14 protein-coding genes and 2 tRNA genes are annotated in these 15152 nt (G+C 42.4%); all 16 read right to left on the bottom strand.

Annotated elements, in window-relative coordinates; translation table 11 throughout:
* Positions 1–37: 37 nt before the first annotated feature.
* Positions 38–1930 (bottom strand): ATP-dependent zinc metalloprotease FtsH, encoded by a 1893-nt coding sequence (gene ftsH / locus AM592_RS18315; RefSeq protein WP_053605127.1) that lies wholly within the window; start codon positions 1928–1930, stop codon positions 38–40.
* Positions 1931–2026: 96 nt separating this feature from the next.
* The gene (hpt, locus tag AM592_RS18310) at positions 2027–2566 is read right to left on the bottom strand and encodes a hypoxanthine phosphoribosyltransferase (protein WP_053605126.1); all 540 of its coding nucleotides are present in this window, start codon (positions 2564–2566) and stop codon (positions 2027–2029) included.
* Positions 2563–3981 carry a tRNA lysidine(34) synthetase TilS gene (tilS, locus tag AM592_RS18305; protein ID WP_053605125.1) on the bottom strand — a complete coding sequence of 473 codons (1419 nt, stop codon included), beginning with the start codon at positions 3979–3981 and terminating at the stop codon, positions 2563–2565. The genes hpt and tilS overlap by 4 nt, the downstream gene beginning before the upstream one ends.
* Positions 3982–4092: 111 nt before the next feature.
* Positions 4093–5115: a protein kinase domain-containing protein gene (locus AM592_RS18300; RefSeq protein WP_053605124.1), complete on the bottom strand. Its 1023-nt coding sequence runs from the start codon at positions 5113–5115 to the stop codon at positions 4093–4095.
* Positions 5081–5818 (bottom strand): vWA domain-containing protein, encoded by a 738-nt coding sequence (locus AM592_RS18295; RefSeq protein WP_053605123.1) that lies wholly within the window; start codon positions 5816–5818, stop codon positions 5081–5083. Before AM592_RS18295 ends, AM592_RS18300 begins: the two co-directional genes overlap by 35 nt.
* A 75-nt stretch (positions 5819–5893) precedes the next feature.
* Complete coding sequence (gene spoIIE, locus AM592_RS18290; RefSeq protein ID WP_053605122.1) at positions 5894–8377, bottom strand: stage II sporulation protein E; 2484 nt, start codon at positions 8375–8377, stop codon at positions 5894–5896.
* 219 nt (positions 8378–8596) lie between these two features.
* A tRNA-Glu gene (locus tag AM592_RS18285) sits at positions 8597–8668 on the bottom strand.
* Positions 8669–8684: 16 nt separating this feature from the next.
* A tRNA-Met gene (locus AM592_RS18280) sits at positions 8685–8761 on the bottom strand.
* Between the two features lie 173 nt (positions 8762–8934).
* Positions 8935–9321 (bottom strand): S1 domain-containing RNA-binding protein, encoded by a 387-nt coding sequence (locus tag AM592_RS18275; protein ID WP_053605121.1) that lies wholly within the window; start codon positions 9319–9321, stop codon positions 8935–8937.
* A 152-nt stretch (positions 9322–9473) separates the two neighbouring features.
* The gene (locus AM592_RS18270; RefSeq protein WP_053605120.1) at positions 9474–9851 is read right to left on the bottom strand and encodes an FtsB family cell division protein; all 378 of its coding nucleotides are present in this window, start codon (positions 9849–9851) and stop codon (positions 9474–9476) included.
* A gap of 29 nt (positions 9852–9880) precedes the next feature.
* Entirely contained in the window at positions 9881–10492 is a 612-nt protein-coding gene (yabQ, locus tag AM592_RS18265) for a spore cortex biosynthesis protein YabQ (RefSeq protein WP_053605119.1), read from the bottom strand.
* Positions 10489–10800 carry a sporulation protein YabP gene (yabP, locus tag AM592_RS18260; RefSeq protein ID WP_053605118.1) on the bottom strand — a complete coding sequence of 104 codons (312 nt, stop codon included), beginning with the start codon at positions 10798–10800 and terminating at the stop codon, positions 10489–10491. Before yabP ends, yabQ begins: the two co-directional genes overlap by 4 nt.
* A 90-nt stretch (positions 10801–10890) precedes the next feature.
* Positions 10891–11154, bottom strand: coding sequence for an RNA-binding S4 domain-containing protein (locus AM592_RS18255; RefSeq protein WP_053605117.1), 264 nt, complete (start codon positions 11152–11154; stop codon positions 10891–10893).
* A gap of 1 nt (position 11155) precedes the next feature.
* Positions 11156–12622: a bifunctional methyltransferase/pyrophosphohydrolase YabN gene (locus AM592_RS18250; protein WP_053605116.1), complete on the bottom strand. Its 1467-nt coding sequence runs from the start codon at positions 12620–12622 to the stop codon at positions 11156–11158.
* Positions 12612–14207, bottom strand: coding sequence for a putative polysaccharide biosynthesis protein (locus tag AM592_RS18245; protein ID WP_053605115.1), 1596 nt, complete (start codon positions 14205–14207; stop codon positions 12612–12614). Before AM592_RS18245 ends, AM592_RS18250 begins: the two co-directional genes overlap by 11 nt.
* 313 nt (positions 14208–14520) lie before the next feature.
* Positions 14521–15057: a stage V sporulation protein T gene (gene spoVT, locus AM592_RS18240; protein WP_053606171.1), complete on the bottom strand. Its 537-nt coding sequence runs from the start codon at positions 15055–15057 to the stop codon at positions 14521–14523.
* Positions 15058–15152 lie beyond the last annotated feature (95 nt).

Here is a 15152-nt window from a genome sequence, read left to right as displayed (position 1 = left end):
TAACTGCCCAAAAAGCTAGGGGTGGTGCAACTAACAATCAGTCTTTTTTCGTCGTTATGTTGACTTTCACATCATCATTCGCGATATGATCGTCCGAATAATTTCTTTCAGGAAGTTTTCCCTGTTCAGAAAGATGCTTGATTTGCTCTGCATCGAGTGTTTCGACCTCTAGCAAGGTTTGGGCAATCAATTCGAGCTTCTCACGATTTTCAGTAAGTATGGTCTTCGCACGCTCATAGCTTTCTTTAATAAATCGCTGAACTTCCTGATCGATCTCATAGGCAATCCGATCACTGTAATTCGGTTCATTATTAAAGTCCCGGCCAAGGAATACTTGCCCGCCTTGAGATGATCCAAACTGCAGCGGCCCCAGTTTTTCAGACATTCCAAACTCTGTGACCATTCTTCTGGCAATGCTCGTTGCACGCTGGAAGTCATTATGCGCGCCTGTACTCACTTCGCCAAAGATAATCTCTTCAGCTACGCGTCCGCCAAGAAGTCCGACAATCTTATCCAACAGCTCCGGCTTCGTTTGGAAATACCGATCCTCTCTAGGAAGCATGACTGCGTAACCGCCAGCCTGCCCGCGAGGTACAATGGTTACTTTGTGAACCATATCCGCTTCATCCAATACAAGTCCGATTACGGTATGTCCAGCTTCATGGTAAGCAACAATATTGCGTTCTTTTTTAGAAATGACTCTGCTTTTCTTAGCAGGACCCGCGATAACTCGGTCTGTCGCCTCATCGATATCACGCATATCAATTTTCTTTTTGTTCATGCGAGCAGCAACGAGAGCCGCCTCATTTAACAGGTTTTCAAGATCCGCACCTGAAAAACCTGGTGTTCTTGACGCAATTGCTTTGAGGTTTACAGTGTCATCGAGCGGCTTATTCCTGGCATGTACCTGCAGTACGGCTTCGCGTCCTTTGACGTCCGGTCGGTCAACCGTAATCTGGCGGTCAAAACGGCCGGGGCGCAAAAGTGCGGGATCAAGAATATCTGCACGGTTAGTTGCCGCAATGATAATAATCCCTTCATTGGCGCTGAAACCATCCATTTCTACAAGTAGCTGGTTCAGCGTTTGTTCACGCTCATCATGACCCCCGCCAAGTCCTGCTCCACGCTGGCGTCCAACGGCGTCAATCTCATCAATAAAGATTAAGCAAGGTGCATTTTTCTTGGCATTTTCAAACAAGTCACGTACGCGGGATGCACCGACACCGACAAACATTTCGACGAAATCCGATCCGCTGATGCTAAAGAAAGGTACTCCAGCTTCACCTGCGGATGCGCGCGCGAGCAAGGTTTTACCTGTCCCTGGAGGTCCTACAAGCAGAACACCCTTTGGAATACGCGCTCCAAGCTCCGCAAACTTGCGCGGATCTTTAAGGAATTCAACAACCTCGACGAGTTCTTGCTTTTCTTCATCGGCTCCTGCTACATCCTTAAACTTAACCTTTTTCTTTTCTTCTGTGTACAGCTTCGCCTTACTTTTCCCGAAGTTCATGACACGGCTTCCGCCGCCCTGAGCTTGGTTCAATAAGAAGAAGAACAGAATGAAAATGATAACGAACGGAATAATCGTCGTAAATACGGTTACCCAGGCACTTGTTTCTTGTGCGGGATCCACCGTCACATCCGTTCCTCTAGCAGCATCTGTAATTTGATCGGTACCCTTTCCTTCAGGCACGTGAGTCAAAAAGAACTGGTCTTCTTTATACCCATCCAGCTGTCCTCTAACCTCAAATACACCTCTAACAGGCTGAATGGTGATGTTTTCAACTTCATTCTTTTCAAGATGTTCAATAAAGTCGCTGTATTTCATATTTTCTGTTCTCGGGTTAGAGCCTTGGAAAAAACTCACAACGCCGATAATTACTAATAATATAAGTAAATAAAAAATGGTATTACGGAAGATCCGATTCATCCCTTACCTCCTCCCACGTAAGCACAACTATGTTCAATAGTATCATAGAAAATCATTCCATTACAACAAATATCCTTGCTTGCAGCTATCGCCAGGTTAGCTCTCATAAACTTCTGGTTTCAGGATTCCGATATACGGTAAATTCCTGTACCTTTCCGCGTAATCCAAGCCATAACCGACGACAAATGCATCAGGAACTTCAAACCCTACATAGTCAGCTTGTATATCGGCTTTTCTTCCGCTTGGCTTATCGAGAAGAGTGACGATTTTAATTGATTCGGCTTTTCTGTAACGGAACAGTTCCACTAAATAGCTTAAGGTCAAGCCGCTGTCGATGATGTCTTCTATGATCAAAATATGGCGCCCTTCCACTGAGGTATCCAGGTCTTTAACGATTTTCACTTCTCCAGTAGAGACTGTAGAATTTCCATAACTCGATACATCCATAAAATCCATTTCTAAATATGTATCGATATTTTTTAGAAGATCAGCCATAAAAGGCATGGCTCCTTTTAAAACGCCAATCGCAAGAGGAAACCGGCCATCATATTCCTCTGTTAAAGCCGCCCCGAGCTCTTTTACCTTTTTTTCTATCTCCTCTTCTGAAATTAAAATCCGTTCAATATCATGCTTCATTCGTATAATTGCCCCCTACAGTTTTCATGCTGTCTATATTTTATTACAACCCGGTCATTGATTGAAGCGTCAGCCTCCTCAAAAACTGATTTTTTCAAGCCGGGCAGCCAGATAATTTCATGATTTGCGTTCGTTACAATTGGCCAATAGTCCCTTTGGGATCGAGGAATCTTTTCATCAATAAATATATCCTTCACTTTTTTTGACCCGTTCATTCCTTTAACTTTCATCCTGTCCCCTGTTTTTCTGCTTCGAACATATAAGGGAAACGGCGTTTTGCTAAGGCTAATAACAAATGTGTTTTTTTCTTGGCCAGTTGATTGATCCTCTCGCGTGCTGAATTCCAGAAATGAACTATTCGGAAGCTGCAGCCGGCAATCTTTCAGTCGATCTATTTGAAAAAAAAATGAGTTGTGTTCATTCAAAGAATGATTAAAAGAAAAAATACAAGACCCGTAAGACTTGATCACCTTTAATCCATTTGGAAAATCGAGGGAGCCTGAAGATTTATTTTGGGAGACAAATTCCAGAAACGTCTCGATATGTATGGATGCAAACGTTAACGGAACGTTTTCATAAAGGTAATTCAATAGTAGTAAAATCCCTCTTCTTTGTAAAGGCAAAGGGAGTTCAGCGAAACGATTCAAATCAATCTCAACCGATTGGGAAGACTGATTTTTAATAACTTTATTCATTTTCTCTTTTGTTAATGCTTGCAAATAGGTTTCATCATCTGCCAATGTTTCACTGGCATACTGAAAATGCTTATGGACCTTAGGCGATTCGCTTTTTAGAAAAGGCAGCACATTCTTTCTAAAACGGTTTCGAGTATAATCATCCTCAAAATTGCTTTGATCTGTTCGATACGCCAGATTTTGACTCTGGCAATAGCCTAAGATCTCATCCTTTGAGATTGAGAGAAATGGACGAATAATCCAACCGGGTCCGAAAGAACGCACAGGCTGTATCCCTGACAGGCCTTTCCCTACTGTGCCATTCGAAAGCCTCATCAGCATCGTTTCGATCTGGTCATCCCCGTGGTGGCCTAATGCAAGAAAGGATGCATTGTTTTTTCTCATCACTTCTTCAAAGAAACGATATCTGCACACTCTGGCTGCCGCTTGCTTATTCATCTGCTTTTCTTTTGCAAATTGAGAAACATCGATTTGAACTGCTTCACAATCTATGCTCTCCGATTCACAAAACCTTTGAACAAAACGAAGATCCTTTGCAGACTCTTCTCCCCTGAACATGTGATCCACATGAGCTGCAATGAGCCGGGACGATCCCAGCATGGTGCTTTTCAGGGCGTGAAGAAGGGCGATTGAATCCGGCCCGCCGGAAACGCCGACAATTATTGTTTTATTTTTTAATGAAAGACGGTGTTTGTTTAAAAAATCCACGATACTTTTCACAGCGTCAACTCCGTCTAAAAACATGTGGAATAGTAAAGATATTCATATCCTATCACTTTATATCTTCTCCTGCAAAGAAGAAGTACCCGAATTCACATATTCATCATAATTCTATGCAAGAAAGAGAATAATATAAGCGAAATATAAGGCTACAATACTGATAACAATCAGCATCGTTTCTGCAATCCCGCCTCCCGGCTTTTTCGTTTTCTGTTTTTTTGCCATCCGATTTGGGTTGCTGCTTCTTTGGGAACGGACACGAGTTGTTCTGCTATTTCCGCTTCCTTGTGTATAGCTCTGCTGCCGTACTACCCGGTTTGTCCCCTTTTGCCCGGCAGACAGCAGCCCGTTTCTCATCTCATCAGCCGATAAGTAGCTGCCGCTCAGCGCAGATTGCAGCACGTGTTTGTATCTGTTTAAGTACGTGTTTTTTTCGATGACGGAGAAAAGCTGTTCCTTTGGATGTTCACTCTTCTTAAACTTTTGTGTCACTACGCAATTAATCATTATCATAGCTACAGCAAACAAATCGTATGTAGGTTCGGCTTTTCGGCTTCCAAAACCCCAATAGCCCCTATCAAAGAACTCGGTATATTCTTTTATCGCTCTGCCTTGCTTTGTCGTGCCTCCAACGTCAATGCACCTGATTTTTGCTGGAGGACCTGCAACGATGAGATTTTCAGGCTTCAGATCACCAAAAATCCAGCCTTCCTGATGAAGGAAGGATAAATCGGTTAACAGCTGAATCATCAAAACAGTGATCCATTCCTCACCCCTTTTCTGCACATAATCTTGCAAAAGAGGGCCTTGGACATATTCCATTGCGTAAAAGGAAATCGTTTGCTTGGCAGAACCGCAAACCGTGTCGTCTGCATCAAACAAAGAAGGCCCCATCGCTTTAGAGCGGGCCTTTGAGAAAGCTTTTAATACATTAACTTCTGATGTGATCGACATCGTGTCGTCGCTTACCTTTAAGGCCACTTGCCCTCTAGCCGAAACAGCGAGGTATACCACACCGTTTGCTCCCTTTCCAAGCTGCTTAATGATTCTATACGTATTTTGATTCCATTTCCCTTTTAAGCTATCACCTGGCTTAAAGCTACATGCCAAATCCATCGAGGCTGCTTTCTTCATTGCTCAGCATGCTCCTTCTTGAGCGATTCGAGCCAAAATATGAAATCGCTTCTCGTATGGCGGGACCTGTCGGCGTAATGCCTCCAGTAGACAATTTCGCGAAAATTGGCGAAAGAGAGTCGAGCTTTGGTGTCCAATCCATGACTCGTTCCACCTCCTGCTTTTTCCCGGGAAATACAAACATCGCAAATTCATTATCTCCTATTCTTGAATTCAAACTGATAGACAAATCAAATAACGCTTCCTTTACGGTTTGCAGCTTAGGACCCATACTAGCGCTCGTATCGACAAGTACCAGCACCCTCAGATGGATTGTTTCCCCTAACTCATCAACTACGTCCATAACTTCACCGCGTTTCTCTGGGGGAAGCTCTTCCAATTCCGTTTGCTTGCCAAGGATTTGTTTAAGCTCGTTATTGACCACACCTTTCAACGTTTGGTTCATTGCTTTCTGGGTAACCATTTGTACCGTTTGTGACAACTCTGCGGCATAAACGGTTTGATTAACGCCTCCTCCGGCAAGCGCAATTCCTTCCACTTCATCCAAAGCTTTTTCGTCTTTGCTATGCTCTTCCATAATTCCGATAACATTCACTGTAATCCCCTGTTCATTCGCCAGAGCAGCCATTGCAATGGGGTCTTCACCTTGATTCGAGCAGCCGTCGGTAATAAGCAGGATTTGATTTAAATGACCAACTTTCACTTTTATTCCTCCTGGTAGCGTAATCTTTTAATTACAAACATCATCTCCAGAAGGATTTCGAATTATACGGTGGTTTTAGGAAATCTCTTGTTTTCTTTGATAATGGGACGGCACCGGAATAGAAGTCCATTTCGGCGTATTGTGTTCAATTCGTGTAACCACGACCGTCATATCATCTTCTATTTTTCCTGATCTCGTTCGAATGACCTCCTCCATAATAAGATCGGCGATTTCCTGAGGCTCCTCTGTTTTTATTCCTTTTATCTTCCGTTTCATCCATAGGTCGTGGTTTTCTACATGCTTTGGACCTTCAAAAATCCCATCACTCATCATGATTAACAAATCCCCTGCCTTTAATTGCTGCGTGACGACCTCCACGTCGAACTCATTAATAATGCCGATTGGAAGATTGCTTGCCTGAACCTTTAAGATCTGTTCTCCCCTTTTGATAAAGCTTGGCGAAGATCCTACCTTTAGAAATTTACATGTTGCATCTTGTAAATCAATCACGGATAAATCAAGGGTCGAATAGATTTCATCCGTTGTGCGCAAAGATAAAATGCTATTAATCGTTTTTATCGCAACCTTTTCATCAATTCCCGATTCAAGGATTTTTTCCAGCAGCTTAATGGTTTCGTTGCTTTCAAAATTTGCCCTCGCGCCATTCCCCATTCCGTCACTAATGGCAGCGGCAAATTTACCGACACCGAGTTCCATCATGCTGAAGCTGTCCCCGGAAATAAGTCCGCCTCCTTTAGCTGCATGTGCCACTCCGGTGAAAACGCGGAACGATTTCGACGAACCAAATGCAACATGGCAGAATCCATTAGGATGTCCGGCGCACTTTTCTCCTTTTACGACAATTTGTTCTTCCAGAATGTCTGAAAGCATCGGAGCAATGATCTTTTCACACTCTCCATGGCCGTTGCAATAGGGGATAAACATTTCAATATCTATGTTCCCCTGCTCTAGGCTGTAAATCTCAACCTGCTGAATTTCGATACCAAAATTCTGCAGGGCATCTCTTATTTGCTCCTCCTGTTGAAAATGCTGCTCCCGTTCTCTTTTTATTTCCCGAGAAAAGTCTTCCATAACCTGGGAAACACCAAGCAACTGTTCAGCAACGAGCCTCCTTGAATCCTGAACCTGTTTTTTAAGTGTTTCGTTTGCCTTTTGAAGCTTTAGTTCATCCTCGATCAATTCCTCCAGCTGCTTCGATTTTGAGCAGTGCTGCTGAAACTCTTTTTTCAGCTTTCGATTTTTTTGATACGTTTTTTCTTCTGTTTCCTGCATAACCGCCTTCATCAAATCATATGTTTTATCAAAGTTCTGTACCCAGCAGCGGTTTTTCTTATAGCACGTCTGGCAGGAGTGCTCTGTAATCGTACTTAAAAAGTTATCCGTTTCTATCTGTTCTTTTTTCTCATCGGTTACTGTGTGATGAAACGCTGCGAAGCTTTCAGAAAGCGCTTGAAATACACTTGAAAACTGATCGACCTTATGTGCCGTTACATCCCGGATTTTTCTGGCGTATTGCTGCTGCTCCTGTCCATGCTCGACTGTTCCCGGGATATACTTGGCCACCCTTTTCGTAAATCGTTTGGGAGTCAGCAAAAATAGGAAGATGGCAATCAACGATTCATACAATGTAGTCGCCAGAGCTGCTGATCCTTCACCATATAAGGAAATTAAGAGAGAACCAATCAATAGCCCGACGGCTGCACCTGCTTTTCTGCCTTCTTTCAATAAGCCTCCGAGCAACCCTGAGAATGCAAGCAGGCTAATCTGATAAAGATTTCCGACATTTGCAAGTCCAAGGATAAGGCCTGTTACGACGCCTACGGTACAACCAATACTTGCCCCTCCAATATAGGCGAAGGTTAAAACACTGTAACGCGATAAAATGTGCTCGGTCTGCAAACCGTAAAACGAGATGCCCGCCAATCCAGTTAACACGGAGGCGACCAATATCATAAAACAGATGATTTCTTCCACTTTAAGCGACTGCTTCATTTTCGAAACGGTAAATATGGGTAAGCTTTGGAGAAAAATAAGCGTTAAAATAAAGGACAGGCCCGCTTCCACAAGCGCCATAACATAATCGTATGCAGAAAATGCACCAGAGCCTGTATACACAAAAATACTTCGAGTTAACGCCATGGAGAAAAACACAATTAGAGGGAGTGTCTTGATTCGATCATCGTAAATGAAAGAAATGAGCTTTGATAAAAGCAGAAAGATGATCATCGAGGACATCACAAATAATGAGTTTTGAGGCGAGATCGTTAGTGCACCAGCAAGCAATGACAGGCAGGCAAGCACAGATTTGTCTCTTTTCATTACGATCATCGCTCCGTAAAACGGCAGCGCAAATGGAAGAACCTCAGACAAAATGAAGGCTCGTCCCAATAGAAAACCAATGATGACATATATAAAGCCTTTATAAAAAAAGAACGAATGCAAATGATGAAACAGACCATTTACCCGCTTTTGCAACCATCCATAAAGCTTTTCCATCCCTAAGCCTGAATCATTAATACTCCGCTCTATCTTTTCCATTCTTTCATCCCCCCGAATAACAAATCTTGCTTGTCATTATAGCGAAAGAATAAAAAGGAATTTGTCAAAACAAGGATGCAAAATAAAGAACTCTTCGACGTGATATGTAGCCAGCTATAAAGACTCTTGGTAAGTCGAGTTATTTCTTCTTCATTTGATAAAAAATGGCGATGAAAACAAAAAAAAACGGTCCCGAAATTGGAACCGATTTTCCTATGATGACCCGTACGGGATTCGAACCCGTGTTACCGCCGTGAAAGGGCGGTGTCTTAACCGCTTGACCAACGGGCCGTGCATTTTTAATATATGGTAGCGGCGGAGGGGATCGAACCCCCGACCTCACGGGTATGAACCGTACGCTCTAGCCAGCTGAGCTACACCGCCATAAAAACTAGAAAAGGCACAAGAACTATAATACAAAGGTTTTAGATACCCGTCAATACCCAATTCATAGTTTTAATTTTCAGATATCTATGGGGGGGGGCAAAAAAATATAAATAAAAGCATCCGTTGGTATTAAGACGGATGCTAAAGATGTATATATAGAAAGCAGCTCGTTATCCTCTTCTTGCTCCGCGTCCTCCGCGTTTGGATTCCGTGTTGCGTTTCAGGGACGATAAGCGATCTTCACTATCTTTAAGAAACTTGTTCATTTTTTGTTCGAATGTTTCCTTTGTGCGAAAATCATTTCTTGGTCTAGCTTGTGGACGGTCTTTTGCTTTTTTGATTGACAGACCTATTTTTCCATCCTTCTCAACATTAATGACTTTCACTTCAACCTGATCACCGACTTTTAAGTGCTCATTAATATCCTTAACATAATTATCGGCTACCTCACTGATATGAACAAGACCTGTTGAGCCTCCGGGCAATTCAACAAACGCTCCGAAATTTGTAATACCTGTTACTTTCCCTTGCAACTTGCTGCCAACTTCGATGGACATAAAAAAAGTGCTCCTCCTTAGACTTGTTAGAAAGCCTGTTTTCATAATTGAAAAACACATGGCTTTCATATGCATCGGAAAAATCTTTTTCCGAAAACAAAATCAATCATTTTATTAATTATACATAATAAAAAATTTATGTGTCAACAAGGCTATTTGTTCTCTTCATCTATTTTAAAAATGGTTTCATTGTCCTTGGACAAATAATAATCTTTTCTAGCAAGATCTAAGACATAATCCTCATCGTGAAGATTTATGATTTCTTCTTTTAGATCTGCTTTCTTTCCTTTGATCTCCTTCAATTCCCTAGCAAGCTTTTCTTTCTTTGCTTCATTTGCATTTAAAGCGGACGATTGTGAATAGATGGAGCTGGCTATAAGAACAGCTGCTAAAAGCACTAAAATACCGAAAGCGGTAAGCCGTCTGTATAAACCGCGTCTCCTTCGTTTGTAGTGCTGTTGTTTCAATTCCATTTGTTCTTTATAGTCATTTTGTAATTGGGTAATATTTCTTTTTCTCGAGGGATTCATTTCGACGGCCTCCTTCCTTTTTTTGACAGTTACTTCTTATCTTTTTTCATGGATAACAATAATTTCTTTCCTTTTTCCATAATTCCTGCTGATTTTATAAAAAACCTTTTGATAATTTCCTGAAAACGCTTCGGAAGCAGTTTCTTAAACAGGAAGAAAAATGGAAACAACAAAAAAGAGATAATTTTATACAAGAAAATGAAAATAAACTTCAGTACATCAAGAATGCGATAAATTAGAAAGAGAAGTACAGCAATTGCAAATTGGATGATTCCGAATACAGGCTTTATTAACAGAATCCGCACTGTTTTTAATAAAAATTGAAAAATCGAATTGACCAGGCGGATACACCATCGAATAGTTGTTACATACATTCGCTTAAACAGACTCTGGTATGTCGCAAATCCCAGCAGAACAGCGAGAAAAATATAGATCCTCAGCTCACCTTTATTTATGAGAAGCAGCACATAAAAAAACAAGAATCCTTGGATGGCCCAAAACAGCAAATCATGAAAAATGAGAAGCCAATTCGCTGTTTTGCTGCGAATCACAAATATTCGGTAGGTATCAAGGGAAGCTCCCAGCCAAAGTCCCATGCCCGCCATGGATAGCATGGTGTAAAATTGGACCGATAGCGTCATTTAAACAACTTGCTAAAGAAGCCCTTAGCTTTTTCCCCATGCTGTTCATCCAAGTAAATCAAGTCAAAGACTTTCCCTTTAATTGAGACGATGCCCTTTTCAACGTCAAGGTTTTTCATTTGCAGATTTTCTCCCCTGACAGCCAGCATTCCCATGACGGTCTCTAAAAGAAACTCTTCACTGTCAAAGCTCTCTACTTGTTTTACTCCGGATATATCGAGACGCTTTCTCCCTCTCATAGTAACATCATGCTCAAAATCAGAAACCCCTTGTGAAGGGTTGTTCTGCTGATTGTAATATGAATTCATCCATCCATCCCCCATATCCATGCATTAGTTTTACGTTAGTGCATTCTATGAGGGAAAATGGCTGTTTAGAACAAGCCCCCCGCGCTCCCCTTACTCTCCTCCGAGCTTTTCTTCCTTAGTTATCGTATACATACCGGCTGCTTCTTCTTTTTTTGTTGTATCCTTCAGCTCATTCACGGTTACTGTGAGAAGCTTCTGCCCGAAGCGGATGACCATTTCGTCACCAGCTTTTACATCGGTGCTGGCCTTCGCTTGTATTCCATTGATTGATATTCTTCCCTGGTCTGCGACTTCCTTGGCGAGTGTTCGTCTTTTAATTAGTCTGGAAACCTTTAAAAATTTGTCCAGTCTCATGTTAATCTTCTCTCTCCTTTTGCTTCGCTTCGTCCCAAAGCTGATCCATTTCCTCAAGCGTGAGGTTTTCCAGCTTTTTTTCAGATTGATTCGTTTGTTTTTCTATATATGAAAATCGATTGTAAAATTTATGATTTGTCATCGCAAGGGCTTCTTCCGGTTCGATTTTATAAAATCGTCCGACGTTAATGAGAGCAAAAAGTATGTCACCAAATTCATCCTTCATTTTTCTTGTGTCAGATAACGACTCTGCCTCTCTTAAAAACTCTTTTACTTCTTCGTCGACCTTATCCCAGATGTCGCCGACGTCTTTCCAATCGAAGCCAGCTTTGGCCGCTTTTTTCTGAAGATGGTAAGCTCTCGATAAAGCCGGCAGCGTCTTCGGAACATGATCCAACAGCAGCTTCTCCTGATCTGGTTTTTCTTGTTTCTTTATGCTTTCCCAGTTTTCCAGAACCGCAGCCTCGTTATCAGCCGTCGTATCGCCAAACACATGAGGATGCCGTCTAATCATTTTCTCCGTAATGCCTTTAATCACATCATCGATTGAAAACCATCCCTCGTCTTCACCGATCTGAGCATGAAGCAGGACTTGGAGCATCACATCGCCCAACTCTTCAACGATATGTTCATCGTCTTCCTCATCAATCGCTTCGAGCAATTCATAGCATTCTTCGATCATATATGGCTTTAAAGACTGATGGGTCTGTTTCTTGTCCCACGGACAGCCACCTGGACCGCGCAACTCCTTAATGACTTTGCGAAACGATGAAAACTCTTGGTGGAGTATATGTTCCTCGCGTACCGGAGGAACATATACACTCGTCAAATTGCTAGTTTCCGCGACACGATCGAGTTCATACAGCGGTACATACCGAATGTCTTCATCCGTGCTGCCGGCTGCAGTAACCAAAGCGACCTTATAATCATCTGGAAGCTTTTCCATTAGTGAAAGCTTTACATTTGAGGCGGTAAGGCGGTCATATACCTGGCAAATGATCACGTGATGCCTTATCTGTAATTCATCCGGGCACAAGTCGCCCGCGTCAACAAGCTGAAAGCCTTCAATTGGGTCGATCGACAGAGCGTTAAAGGTGGCATCAAGAAAGCTTTGGCCTCCGTAGATTTCTATCCGCAGCGACTCGGTTTCTTTTTCAAGCAGCAGCTGGACAGATTTTTCTGCGACAAGCGGGTGGCCGGGAACGGCGTACACAACCTCCTTGTCTTTCGCCTCAGCCAGCAATGTCTCACAAATTTCAATATAAACATCGTCAAAATTTTCATGTTTTTTATAGACATTGTCAAAAGACATCCACGTCGAATGCTCTTTTTCCAATTCCTTTACTACGGGGTGGTCAAAAGTTCTTACATAGACCGTTTCTGCGTCGGTTAAGCGCTTGTAAACACCGAGGGGCATTTGATCCAAGTCGCCCGCGCCAAGCCCAATTACTGAAATTTTACCTGCCACCTTCATTCGCCTCCTTTTGCTTTTCTATTTTTTTTGCTAACGGTACACGGCTTAGCTCATCATCGGCAAAGACCTTTAACTTATAGATGCTATAAAGAAAAGCACATCCGCCAATACCGAGTGCTGACAAGCTTTCAATCACTGCCATCCCCCTGTCTTCACCCGGAAAGACCCATTCAAATAGAAACGTATAGACAATTAATATGAGACACATGGTAAGTGCAGAAGCTAAGAGCGCCAACAAAGGATATTCCTTAAAACTCAGCCAGCCCTTTTCTCTCATACGATAAAGATTGAGACCGGCGACACAAGCAAATGAACCAACGGTTGCCAGTGCCGCTCCATTTATACCAAGCGCCGGGATGAAAAGGTAGTTGAACAAAAGCTTCAGAGCCATTCCGATAAGGACCGCCACAGCAGGGAATACAGGCTTCCCAAGCCCTTGAAAAACAGCGGTAGACGTTAAGGCCAAGGAAGCAAATAGAATGGACAAGCTAAAGATTTGCAGGACGCCCGTACCCTCACTATTTTCAAACAGCATGATATTTACAGGCTTTAAAATACATATTAATCCTGCGGAGGCTCCTGCTCCAATCACTGCGCAAGCCTTCAGAGACAAGCGGATTTTCTTTCTCACTTCTTCTGTATTCGTTTTGTTTTTCGCAGCTGCGGCTAGCGTGGGAACGAGCGCAATCGCTATGCTTGTCGCAAAAACGCCTCCCAATTGGAGGAGAGGCTGGCCGCGGTCATACACTCCTTTTAACGTCTTCGCTTCCATGACCTGTTTCCCGTTTTCCGTAAGGAGTGCATAGACATTAAGCGCATCAATTAATTGTACAAAGATCAAAAGCAGGCTGCTCGTGCAGATTGTAAATGTATAAACGATCAGCTCTTTTACAATTGCGGAGGTGCTAATTGATTCTTTCCGTTTTTGCCGGTGGAAACGATCTTTTTTTCTGAAATAGAAAACAAGTACAGCAAATGCAGCTATCCCGCCAATGAGAGAGCCCGATACAGCCCCTGCTGCTGCATCATATAAGGAATGTCCATTTGCAATAAGCCAGTAAGAAAAAAGAATGATTACTAGTACCCTGATAAATTGTTCACTTATTTGTGATATCGCGGTAGGAAGCATATCTTGACTTCCTTGAAAAAAGCCTCTTATGTAAGCTATAAAGGGAAAAAGCAAAAAAGGAAACGCCGAAATTCTTAACGCTGAGGCAAGCCTTGGATCAGCCATTCCGTAAGCAATTCTGTCAGCACCGAAAAATAGGACTGAAAAAAAGATCATGCCGAGCACTGCCATATACAGAAACGAGACGGACAGCACCTTTGCCCTGTTATTTTCCCCAAAATGGTCTACAAGCTTAGACAAAATCACCGGAAAAGCAGAGGAAGCAAACATTGCAGAAATCCCTAAAAAAGGATATACCTGTTGATAAATATAATACCCGATATCTCCCGCAATATTTTGAAAAGGAATTCGATAGGCTGCACCCAGAATTTTTGAAGCCAGACCGGCTATCGTTAAAAGTAACGCACCTTGAAACAACCAATGTTTCTTAGCGGAGACACGATCATTCATTCGTGAACACTTCCAAGCAATTGAATTGGCCTCTAGAATACGAGGCAAGCTGATTATACCATACAACGGAAACCTGGCCTCATCAATAAAATAGGGTTTTATAAAGATTCGACGAAGCAGGAATACGACAGCATAGCCTTGAAATCGCGGCCCTTGCTTCGGATCATGCAGGAAAAAAATGAACAGCCCGAAAATGGGCTGTTCAACTTATCGTTTGCTATATTGCCTTATCCTAAAATCGGATATTTTCTCTCCCCCACTTAATTTAGGGGACTTAATGCCGAGTTAAGCATGCGTCTTAAAAAATAAGATATTAATGCTCCATTTGTCGGGCTAAAAACCCGGCAGCTGTTTCTGCAGCTTTGTGCTCCACATCTCCTATAGATTGTTCTTTGCTATAAATGACTACAGCTCCAATCGGATCTCCATTGGCTACAATAGGAGCAACGGTATAGGAGGCCAATTCCTCATCAATTCCGTCAATCAGCTGAAAGTTTTTCGATTCTTTCGAAATCATGGAGCTTCTATGGTCCATCGCTTTTTCGATCTCGCCGCTAACCGATTTATTTAAATAATCTTTTTTAGAGCTACCTGATACAGCTATAAATGCATCACGGTCACAGATTAAAACGGAATGGCCCAGACTATCATACAGAGCGTCTGCATATTCTTTTGCAAAGTCACCGAGTTCACTAATCGGAGAGTATTTCTTTAAGATGACCTCTCCATCTCGATCGACAAAAATTTCTAAAGGATCTCCTTCTCTTATTCGCAAGGTTCTGCGAATTTCCTTCGGGATGACAACACGTCCCAAATCATCAATACGTCGAACAATACCAGTTGCTTTCATATTCATGCTGCCTCTCTTTCATGTGATGAGTTATGGTGGAATCACATGTCACGCTTTATGCAACAATCACCATGATTTGAAAATAGTATCCTTCA

It is taken from the genome of Bacillus gobiensis (assembly GCF_001278705.1).
Lineage (GTDB): Bacteria > Bacillota > Bacilli > Bacillales > Bacillaceae > Bacillus > Bacillus gobiensis.
Note: the sequence above shows the minus strand (reverse complement) of the source record. Positions and strands in the feature narration are given on the sequence as shown.